Raw genomic sequence first — 10073 nt, forward strand, 5'->3', positions numbered from 1 at the left:
TCGCGGTATCTTAGCATAGATCCCGCTAACAAGTAGCGGGATGACGATTGTGTATCGTGCTTTGCTAAAAATCACAGAATGCAGTCTGGTTACAAATAAACTATTTTGACAGTTAATGGGGTCTAGTTTTGATGTATGGACTATCCAAAGAAAAGGGTGGTATCATAACTTCAAAAACTTTTATGCTTTCTTCATTCAGAAATTCATACTTACCCTGCATTATTCCTGACGGTACATTTAAGTATGTTCCACTTGTGTATTTAAATACCTCTCCAGATTTTATCACAGGTTGTTCTCCGATAACACCAACTCCGGCAATTTCATTTACTTTTCCCTTATAATCTATTATTTGCCAATGACGACTTAACAATTGAATAGTTGATTGGCTTTTGTTTTTTATCTTAACGTTATACATCCATACATAGCAATTTTCATAAGGAATGGATTGCTCTTCAATATAAATTGGTAAAACTGTAACTTCAACAAAGTTGGTAGTCAATGTGTATTCTAGAATCATTATAGAATATTCATGATAAAAAGATAACATTCTAATTATATACTTTTTTCATAGATTTTTCAAGTATACTTTAATTAGGAAATATCAATTTATAGTATGAATGAACCAGATGCGCTGAGCAAAAAAGTAATAGGAATAATAGGTGGTGGACAATTAGGTAAAATGACTGCTATCGCTGCAACAAAACTTGGACAAAAAACACATGTTTTTGCCAGTGCTAAAGACGATCCGGCTTGCTCTGTTGCTGATGATTTCACAATAGCAGATTTCTCTGATAAGAAAGCTCTTGAATCTTTTGCACAGAGTGTGGATTTAGTTACTATTGAGTCTGAAAATATTCCATGTAGTGCAATTGATATCGATGTAAATTTTTATCCGGGTAAAAAAGCGTTACACATTTCGCAGAACAGACTGAGAGAAAAGGATTTTATTAAAAACTTGGGTATAAAAACTGCTAACTATAAGAGTATACAAAATTATAATGAGCTACTGAAAAGCAGTAGAGCTTTTGGCTATCCAATAAGGCTGAAAACAACAGAAATGGGTTACGATGGAAAAGGGCAATATGTGCTTGAGAATGATTCTGAAGTGAAGCAATTTGCTTCCTTTGATTGGAATACAGAGTACATTCTTGAAGCAAGTGTTGATTTACTGAAAGAGGTTTCAATAGTCGTTGCAAGAGATAAAAACGGTAAAGTAGCTTTTTTTCCTATAGCAGAAAATTACCACGTTGATGGAATACTTGATACTTCAACAGTGCCAGCTAAAATAGATAGCAAACTAACTCAAGAGGTACAACGAGCTGCAAAGAAAATAGCAAGTGCGCTTGATGTAATAGGAATTCTGGCTATTGAATTTTTTGTTACTAAAGATAACGAATTGTTAGTTAATGAACTAGCTCCAAGACCTCACAATTCTTGCCACTGGAGCTTGGATGCATGTAACGTTAGTCAATTTGAACAACTGGTTAGGATAATATGCGGGCTACCTATGCAGGAAGTAGTATTACGCTTTCCTTGTATGACGAAAAATATAATAGGTAATGATATATATGATTCTCATAAGTATTTGAGCAACGAAAAAGCTAGTTTAACCATATATGGGAAAAAAGAGGTTAGGGATAAGCGTAAAATGGGACATGTCAATATAGATTTAAGTTAACAGTTTTTCTACGTCATACCGCCACAACTGTACGAACATTGTGATATGATGAGATGTTACATAGTAAACGGTGTCATTCTAGCACCTCTTTTCCCGTCATCCCGCTGCTTGTTAGCGGGATCTCATTTCACTTTGTGAAGGTGTCATCCTAGCACCTCTTTTCCCGTCATTCCGCTGCTTGTTAGCGGGATCTCATTTTACTTTATGAGGGTGTCATCCGAGTAGCCCCTTTCTCGTCATCCCGCTGCTTGTTAGCGGGATCTCATTTCACTTTATGAAGGTGTCATCCGAGTAGCCTGACTACTTGGATCCAGGAATTTTATTAAGTTGGTAAGCATAAAAGTGGCTGATCTTATGTTAAAACACAACGTTCTTGATGAGATTACAGCAAGGCTGGATTCCAGCGTCAGCTACTTGAATGACAGCAGTCCTACGTCATGCCGCCGCGGTATCTCTAGATCCCGCTAACAAGTAGCGGGATGACGATTGTCGTTTAGCCATAAATATTAAGAAATTTACCAAACGAAAAAAAAGGCAAAAGAAGCCCCGTGGTGGTTGGCTATTTACTATGTACTAAAATATCGGCGTTTTTTTTATTCTAAAACGCTTGATTAAGAGCGATTTAGCTGCTTTTAACTTGCAACTAACCTACACCGCAAGTGTTTAAGAAATTTACTAAGCAGGAAAAAAGGCAAAGAAACCCCGTAGTAGCTAGCATTCAAATTCTCCCTTGTCAATTTGACGTTTTTTGCTGTCTTAAACGCTTTGTAAGCGCGTTTCGGCTTATATAGGTAAAAACCTAAAAATTTTTAAAGACATGCGATGCACGTAGTGCGAAAAATTAAACATGAGACGCCAAATACCCTAAGTTTTTTGTCATTAACCTGCACAGATTGCGAAGATAAATAAATAGCTTCAGTTTTATGATAAGGGGACTGGCGAAGGGTGTCAAGTAAGTTTTTTCGTTTCTATTTCCAATAAAAGTTTGTATGCAATAACACAGAAGCATGCACTGCTATTCCTTCATTTCTTCCAATATAACCTAATTTCTCTGCAGTGGTTGCTTTGATATTTACAAATTCATCATCAATTTCTAATGCTTTTGATATGAATTTCCTCATTTCTACTTTGTAAGGCGATATTTTAGGCTCTTCACAAACTATAGTAATATCTAAATTAGACACGCTGTACCCTTTTTCTTTTGCTTTTTTAGCAGCAAAGTCAAGAAAGTGAGATGAATTGCAATCTTTCCATTCAGAGGAACTAGGAGGAAAGTGCTCTCCTATGTCGCCACATCCCAGTGCTCCGAGTATTGCATCAACGATTGCATGTATTGCAACATCACCATCAGAGTGCGCTTCTATTGCCATGTTGTGTTCAATTTTCACACCGCAAATTTTTATAAAGCTTTCAGCACCATTTTGAACTTTAATGAACTTATGTATATCATAACCGGCTCCGACACGAAATTTTGGCTCTTCAAAAAGAAGCTTTGCCATATTGATATCCTCTTTTGTGGTTAACTTAAAATTGCTTTTCTCACCTTTAATAATCGCAACATGTTTTTTGTGCTCTACCATTAGTGATGAATCGTCAGTAAATTCTTTGACTGATTGATGGCATGATAATAATTCTTTGAAATTAAAAATTTGAGGGGTTTGTATGGCTCTGAGCTTTCCTCTTGAAATCGTAGATTCAATAAAACTATTACTCACCAATGACATAGTGTCTTCAACTTCTATTGCTGGAACTACTCCTGTATATTGATCATTAATCATAGATTCAACCAAGTTATCTATCAGAACATCTGACACAAAAGGCCTACAAGCATCGTGTATAACTACAAAATCTGGGTTAACTTTTTGTAAGCTTTCAAGCCCTAGTTTAACTGAACTTTGCCTGTTTTCTCCTCCGTATACAGGGCTTAGTAATTTAGTGTCTGTAATTAGTGATATAGCTTTCTCATAGAAACTTTCATGGTCTCTATTAATTGCTATTCTTATGTAATCTATATATTGGTTAGCCAGAAATCTTTTAATTGTATGAAATAAAACAGATTTACCTGCCAGTTTTATATATTGCTTAGGAATCGTAGAATTGCATCTACTGCCTACTCCCGCTGCAACTATTAATGCTGCTATTTTGTATTTCTTAGCGCACATATTTCTTTTTGTAGAAGCTTTCCTCTCTATCCAAGATTCTTTCCGAAAAATAAAATTTCTGACATCATATAAAAGTTACTTCCCCTATTAACTAGCATAATTATAATAGCAAAAGAGATATTTAGAGAGCTCAAAATCTATCTTTGCCTGCGGATTAAACAACTAAATTTTAGTAAAAAACGATAGTATTACAAATCGTAAAATACTTTCAACATAGGAAAAATAAATTGCATATTTTTCAGTAAATTAGCTATGCTAAACACATGCAAAAACGTCATATAACTATTTGTTTCATACTGCTTTTTATAATAGGGATGTTATTCCTGATGCGTCCTATGATTTTTCCATGTTTAATATCTATTATTATTGCATATTTGTTTAATCCGCTAGTAGTCAAGTTTGAAAAGTATAGAATACCACGTTCATGTTCTGTAATTTTTATAATACTTATTTTATTAATAGCTTTTATACTAGTCATAACATTTGTTTTACCTATTATATATGTTCAAATTACTTCAATATTAAATTTCTTAGTGAGTAAAGTGCCTTCATTAAAGCTTAAAGTAATCCCCTCTGTATTAGAATTTCTTAATATGAAAATCGAGGATAGCTTATTTGATCATTTATCTAAAAATCTAGCAGAAAATTACAGCAACTATGTATCTTATTTCATGAATGCTCTTGATATTGCTAGTAACTTTATAATCCAAGTGTTAAGTTCAAGCTTTAACACGGTATCATTAATGGTGATTACTCCTGTAGTGTTTTTCTATATATTACGTGATTGGCCTTTAATTATAGAAAAAGCTAGTAAATTAATCCCTATTCCTTACAGAGGAAAAATTGCAGATTATTTTTCCAAAGTGGATTTCATTATATCTAATTATCTAAAGGGGCAGGTAAATGTATGTATTGTCATGATGGTCTTTTACTCTGTGAGTCTGAGCATAATTGGATTGGAACACTCTATTGTTATTGGAATTTTATCAGGAATGTTAACGTTCATACCTTACGTAGGGCCATTATTATATACCATTATTGGGTTTTTGAGCGCTATCACTCAATTTAGTGGATGGTTTGAAAGTGCTGCTGTTTTGCTATTATTTGGTGTTGGACAATTAATAGATTCAAATATATTAGTTCCTTTATTAATAGGAAAAAAAGTTCATATACATCCAACTGTAATTATTCTGGGAATTACTATATGCGCTTCATATTTTGGATTTACAGGTATATTACTTTTTATTCCAATAATAGCAATGTTCAATGTATCAGTAGAATATGCAATCAATAAATATTTTAAAAGTGAGCTTTATAAAAACGGCTAACAGACCTTTTGCATAATCAATTTATGGTAAGAGGAGAAATGAGCCCAGAATACCTGATACATTTGAGGAGCGTAAGTAAATTTCTGCGCAAAAATTACTACCAGAAAGAGGTTACGTAAGAGGTTCAACGTGCAATTAAATTTATTTAACAACAATCAAGCTGATCATAGCCGGCAAAATTACATCATCTTAGATGAAAATAAGCACGTATATAATTCGGTAGTTAATGATTTATCTTGGAAATGTCTGATTCTTTTTGGACCTAAAAGCTCCGGTAAAACTCATCTTGCTCATATTTGGCAATCAATAAACGATGCAATCTTTATCAATGTGAATAACTTCGTAAGCGAGATTAGGTATAGCGATGCTTTTATTTTAGAAGACGTACAAAACATTAAAGATGAAGCAATGTTATTACATTGTTACAATTACATGAAAGAAAACGACAAGAGGCTGCTAATCACTTCTTCAATTTCACCAAAAAAGCTTAACTTCAAACTAAGAGATTTAAGTTCTCGAATATTATCAACTATCAGCGTAAAAATTTTGCCTGCAAGCGAGGAATTATTAAGAATTATGCTAATAAAACGATTTTCAGATAAACAGTTAAAAATTGATTTAAAAGTGATTAATTATATTTTAGCAAGAATAGAACGTTCTTTCTATAGCATTGATAAAATTATAGAAAAGATAGATAATGAATCTATAGGGTCAAATGTGACCGTTCCTTTTATTAGCACTTTATTAAAAAAAGATGCCATTTGATTTCTTCTTTTGTAAAGGTGTATATTAAAAATTTATTAACACCCATAACACTAACGTAATTGGAATCTCTATCTGTCCATGTTAGAATTATAATCAATGTTATGTTATAATAAATATAGATAGATACAGCTAAGAAGTATTCTATATTTATAGTAGAGCTCACTTTATAAGGTGTTTTTTATAGATTTAACGTTATAATTTAACTATGATAAGAGTAAGATTAAATTTAAGAAAAAGGTTAAAGCAAAAGTTTGTGATGTTCACTCTATTGATAAATGCTTTATTTGTCTCATATTTTCTCATAAGAAACACAGGGAACACTTCTAATCAAATTATAGCCAAAGAAATAAATATAGGAACTGATAATGAAAAATAAACAGTCGCAAAATAAAAAAGAAAATCTTTACATAACATATTACATAGATGCTTTAGCTTCAGAGAGGTCCGCTGCACAAAATACTCTGGAAAGTTATCGTTCGGATTTACACCAGTTTGAAGAATTTTTATTGGAAAGCGGCACTACCTTGGTTGGTGTAAACAAAACCAATATTAAAGATTATGTGAAATCTTTATGTACACAAAAAAAATATAAAAGTAGCTCTATATCAAGAAAAATATCCGCTATGAAAAATTTTTACAAGTGTCTATTTAATGACGGAATAATAGATTTTAATCCAGCGCCGGCTAATGATGCTGAATTAAAGAATCCAAAAGTTTCTCGTCCTTTGCCTAAGTATTTAAGTGTCGAAGAAATATTTTTGCTAATGGACACAGTGAGAAAATCAGCAAGCGAATCGAATAAAGAGATAAGCAGTAAAAGGCTATGTGCGATTTTAGATATCCTTTACTCTTCTGGAATGCGTGTTTCTGAACTAATTAGTATGAAATTATGTGAAGTGTCACATTTAATAAACAGTAATAACAAAGAATGCTATATAATAATAAAAGGAAAAAGTGGTAGAGAGAGGCAAATTCTTTTTAATGAACAAGCATTGCAGAGCCTTAGAAATTATTTATCAGTTCGTGATAATCTGATCTCTAAAGAAAAGGAATCCGATTGGCTATTCCCAGGTGATAAACCTAATAAACCAATTACAAGGCAGAGGGTCGGTCAATTAATGAAGGAGTTGGCAAGAAAATGCAATATTGATGAAAATAAGATCTCTCCACACGTGATTAGGCATTCTTTTGCTACCCATCTACTAAATAGCGGAGCAAATATTGTGTTGATACAGAAAGTTCTTGGCCATACTAACCTTTCTACAACACAAATATATACTCATATTGCTAACGAAAAGTTAAAGGACAAATTAGCTGATTCGCATCCTATTACTCAGATGATCAATAATTAAATTTATTGTTTTTAATTTGTAATAAAGTTAAATTTAAATAAATTTATGTGAGTTTGTGATTTCAAGTTTATTGTTTAATTTCTTTCTTATATTATGGGAGGTATTCTATACTTTCATTACTCTCCCTGTAATTTTCTTTTCTGAGTGTGTAATAACCATTTTCCTCGTCTGTTCGGTGAGAGTTGTATTATTCATGCTGCGTTTATTATGTGGCATTAAATATGAAGTGAGGGGAATGGAAAACATCCCTAAGCAACCTTTTATCATTGCATCTAAACACCAATCTCCATTTGAAACATTTATTTTTATACTACTATTTAGAAAAGCGGTTTTTATTTTAAAACGTGAATTGAAATGGATTCCATTCATTGGTTTGCATCTTATAGCGCTGAAAATGATTTTTATTAACCGTTCAGATGGTATCAGTTCTATACGCCATATAGTCAAACTAGCAAAAATGCGTATAAAAGAAAATAGAAGCATAATAATATTTCCTGAAGGTACAAGAACAACTATAAACCAAAATATAAAATATCAACCAGGTATTGCTGCTTTATATAGCGTATTATCTGTTCCTGTGTTACCGGTTGCTTTAAACACTGGTTTGTTTTGGCCAAAAAGCATACTTTCTCTGAGAAAGAATCCCGGAAAGGCAGTAATAGAAATATTGCCCCCAATATATCCTGGGTTAAACAAAAATGAATTCTTGCAAAGTTTAGAAAAAATTATTGAAGAGAGAAGCAGTAGATTAACCATAGGAAAAACTGATATTGCAAATTAACAAAAAAACTTTATAATTAAAAGAAAAGTACAGTATTTTAGGTATTAATATATGGCAAATCATAAGAGTGCTAAAAAAATGATAAAGGTAATAGCAAAGCGCACTTTAATAAATAAGATGCGGAAAAGTAAAACTCGCACCTCTATTAGAAAATTGGTTGATATAATCAAGTCTGGCGACAAAGAAAATGTTGTTCTGGCATTTCGGAATGCTGAATCTAATTTACACAAGTGTGTGAATAAAGGTGTTATTCATAGGAATACTGCTGCGCGTAAAATAAGTCGCTTAAATGCAAAAGTAAAAGCATTGATGACCGCTTAATACGGTTAATGTAAAGTTAACTGTATTAATATATACTCCTCAGTTTGTATATTCTGTATAAAATTTAAGTAGCTTAAGTGATGGATAAAAAAGTGCTATTAGAACTAAGTAATGGATTAAAAATCGAGCTACCTGTATTAAGCGGAACAACAGGTCCTGATGTGTTAAATATCAAGGATTTATATAAGATGACAGGATTATTCACTTACGATCCAGGGTTTGTTTCTACAGCTTCATGCTCTTCTACAATTACATTCATTGATGGAGATGAAGGAGTTCTTAAATATAGGGGACATAATATAGCTGATTTGGCAGAGAATAATAATTTTACTGCTGTGATTTATTTATTGCTCTATGGTGAATTACCCAGTTCAGAGCAACACAAAAAATTTCTTCTCAAAATACAAAAATTATCCAAAGTATCAGAGCAAGTTACAAATGTAATCAAAGCATTTCCAAAGACTGCTCACCCTATGTCGATTTTAATTGCATGTTTTGCAAGTTTGTCAGCATCTTACCATGAAAAGCATGGCAACAATGTCAATGGTGAAGACCTAGATTTTGGAATTTCTGCAATAGCGCAAGTTTCCACAATTATTGCAATGATTTATAGGCATATCAACAATCAGGAATTCATAAATGCTAACAATGAATTAAGTTACAGTGAAAATTTCTTAAAGATGATATTTGGCGATGCTGTTGATAATGATAAAAGCGCCCTTTTTGCAAAAGCTCTGGATAAAATATTTACTCTCCATGCTGATCATGAACAGAATGCTTCTACGGCGGCTGTCAGATTGGTGGGATCGGCTGGTTCTAATCTGTTTGCAAGCCTCTCTGCAGGAGTTGCTACACTTTGGGGACCAGCACATGGTGGAGCTAATGAGGCAGTTATAAATATGCTAAAAGAGATAGAGCAAAGTGGAGATATAGATAAATTCATCGAAAAAGCTAAAGATGATAAAGATCCATTTAAATTGATGGGATTTGGACATCGTGTTTATAAAAATTATGATCCGCGCGCGCGCATATTAAAAGACGCTTGCCATGAGGTTCTAAGTAAACTAGAACAAAACAATAAACTGCTCAAGATTGCAAAAAAACTTGAAGAAATAGCTTTAAAGGATGAATATTTTATCGTGCGTAAGTTATATCCAAATGTTGATTTTTACTCAGGTATAATAATGAATGCTATTGATATCCCCTCAAATATGTTCACGCCTATTTTTGCACTTGCAAGAACCACTGGTTGGGTTACTCAGTGGTATGAAATGATAAATGATAAAGAAACTAAGATCTGTAGACCAAGGCAACTCTATTTTGGTAAATAAATTTATTTTCACTTCATTAGACTTCTTGCATAACCCAAACTAAGTAGAAAAAAGGTGTCATCCGAGTAGCTGACACTGGTTCCTTTACGACGGAAGTGTCCAGAGGTGTCATTCCAGTCTGGAATCCAAAAAAAAGGATGGTGTCATTCCGTATCCGTTCAGCCAATGGCGTCAACTTAAGAACTTTTATTAGCAAACTCTCCTAAAGACATGATGGTGTTTAGGCTTATCTACTTTATTGCGGCTGTCCCGGTCGGATTTTAACTTTAGCACGTATACTTAAAAAGGGCTTGAAAGTTTTTTGGCGCAATAAGTATAGCTCTTTCCATAAAAGTCCGGATGTGATAGGATAAGG

At 33.0% G+C, this 10073-nt stretch carries 10 protein-coding genes; 8 read left to right on the plus strand and 2 right to left on the minus strand.

Translation table 11 applies throughout. From position 1 onward, the window contains the following. Nucleotides 1-112: 112 nt before the first annotated feature. Nucleotides 113-514 carry a Co2+/Mg2+ efflux protein ApaG gene (gene apaG, locus DEF52_RS05600; protein WP_179951370.1) on the minus strand — a complete coding sequence of 134 codons (402 nt, stop codon included), beginning with the start codon at nucleotides 512-514 and terminating at the stop codon, nucleotides 113-115. A 99-nt stretch (nucleotides 515-613) separates the two neighbouring features. Here apaG and DEF52_RS05605 point away from each other — a divergent pair, with 99 nt between their 5' ends. Next, nucleotides 614-1678, plus strand: a complete 1065-nt coding sequence (locus DEF52_RS05605) for a 5-(carboxyamino)imidazole ribonucleotide synthase (RefSeq protein WP_151808089.1) — start codon at nucleotides 614-616, stop codon at nucleotides 1676-1678. 968 nt (nucleotides 1679-2646) lie between these two features. On the opposite strand, the gene DEF52_RS05610 is transcribed toward DEF52_RS05605, so the two are convergent. Continuing rightward, the gene (locus DEF52_RS05610; protein ID WP_151808090.1) at nucleotides 2647-3840 is read right to left on the minus strand and encodes a bifunctional 2-C-methyl-D-erythritol 4-phosphate cytidylyltransferase/2-C-methyl-D-erythritol 2,4-cyclodiphosphate synthase; all 1194 of its coding nucleotides are present in this window, start codon (nucleotides 3838-3840) and stop codon (nucleotides 2647-2649) included. Nucleotides 3841-4103: 263 nt separating this feature from the next. On the opposite strand from DEF52_RS05610, the gene DEF52_RS05615 reads away from it, so the two are divergent. The 7 genes from DEF52_RS05615 to DEF52_RS05640 all read left to right on the plus strand — a co-directional run bounded on the left by DEF52_RS05615 (nucleotide 4104) and on the right by DEF52_RS05640 (nucleotide 9718). Further along, nucleotides 4104-5168, plus strand: coding sequence for an AI-2E family transporter (locus DEF52_RS05615; RefSeq protein ID WP_151808091.1), 1065 nt, complete (start codon nucleotides 4104-4106; stop codon nucleotides 5166-5168). 129 nt (nucleotides 5169-5297) lie between these two features. After that, nucleotides 5298-5933, plus strand: a complete 636-nt coding sequence (locus DEF52_RS05620; protein ID WP_151808092.1) for a DnaA ATPase domain-containing protein — start codon at nucleotides 5298-5300, stop codon at nucleotides 5931-5933. Between the two features lie 205 nt (nucleotides 5934-6138). Beyond that, nucleotides 6139-6309, plus strand: a complete 171-nt coding sequence (locus DEF52_RS06325; protein ID WP_007549057.1) for a hypothetical protein — start codon at nucleotides 6139-6141, stop codon at nucleotides 6307-6309. Further along, the gene (locus DEF52_RS05625; RefSeq protein WP_151808093.1) at nucleotides 6299-7285 is read left to right on the plus strand and encodes a tyrosine recombinase; all 987 of its coding nucleotides are present in this window, start codon (nucleotides 6299-6301) and stop codon (nucleotides 7283-7285) included. The genes DEF52_RS06325 and DEF52_RS05625 overlap by 11 nt, the downstream gene beginning before the upstream one ends. Before the next feature lie 55 nt (nucleotides 7286-7340). Further along, on the plus strand, nucleotides 7341-8066 hold the full coding sequence (locus DEF52_RS05630) for a lysophospholipid acyltransferase family protein (RefSeq protein ID WP_006280259.1): 726 nt from the start codon (nucleotides 7341-7343) through the stop codon (nucleotides 8064-8066). Between the two features lie 51 nt (nucleotides 8067-8117). After that, nucleotides 8118-8387 carry a 30S ribosomal protein S20 gene (gene rpsT / locus DEF52_RS05635; RefSeq protein WP_012673338.1) on the plus strand — a complete coding sequence of 90 codons (270 nt, stop codon included), beginning with the start codon at nucleotides 8118-8120 and terminating at the stop codon, nucleotides 8385-8387. Between the two features lie 80 nt (nucleotides 8388-8467). Further along, nucleotides 8468-9718, plus strand: a complete 1251-nt coding sequence (locus DEF52_RS05640) for a citrate synthase (RefSeq protein WP_151808094.1) — start codon at nucleotides 8468-8470, stop codon at nucleotides 9716-9718. The last annotated feature ends 355 nt before the right edge of the window (nucleotides 9719-10073 follow it).

The sequence above is a fragment of the Wolbachia endosymbiont of Nasonia oneida genome, from assembly GCF_009012935.1.
Lineage (GTDB): Bacteria > Pseudomonadota > Alphaproteobacteria > Rickettsiales > Anaplasmataceae > Wolbachia > Wolbachia pipientis.

Bases quoted from the DNA above. Each gene is read 5' to 3' on its own strand.
- DEF52_RS05605 (WP_151808089.1), top strand. From the start codon at position 614: ATGAATGAACCAGATGCGCTGAGCAAAAAAGTAATAGGAATAATAGGT.
- DEF52_RS05610 (WP_151808090.1), bottom strand. From the start codon at position 3,840: ATGTGCGCTAAGAAATACAAAATAGCAGCATTAATAGTTGCAGCGGGA.
- DEF52_RS05615 (WP_151808091.1), top strand. From the start codon at position 4,104: ATGCAAAAACGTCATATAACTATTTGTTTCATACTGCTTTTTATAATA.
- DEF52_RS06325 (WP_007549057.1), top strand. From the start codon at position 6,139: ATGATAAGAGTAAGATTAAATTTAAGAAAAAGGTTAAAGCAAAAGTTT.
- DEF52_RS05625 (WP_151808093.1), top strand. From the start codon at position 6,299: ATGAAAAATAAACAGTCGCAAAATAAAAAAGAAAATCTTTACATAACA.
- rpsT (WP_012673338.1), top strand. From the start codon at position 8,118: ATGGCAAATCATAAGAGTGCTAAAAAAATGATAAAGGTAATAGCAAAG.
- DEF52_RS05640 (WP_151808094.1), top strand. From the start codon at position 8,468: ATGGATAAAAAAGTGCTATTAGAACTAAGTAATGGATTAAAAATCGAG.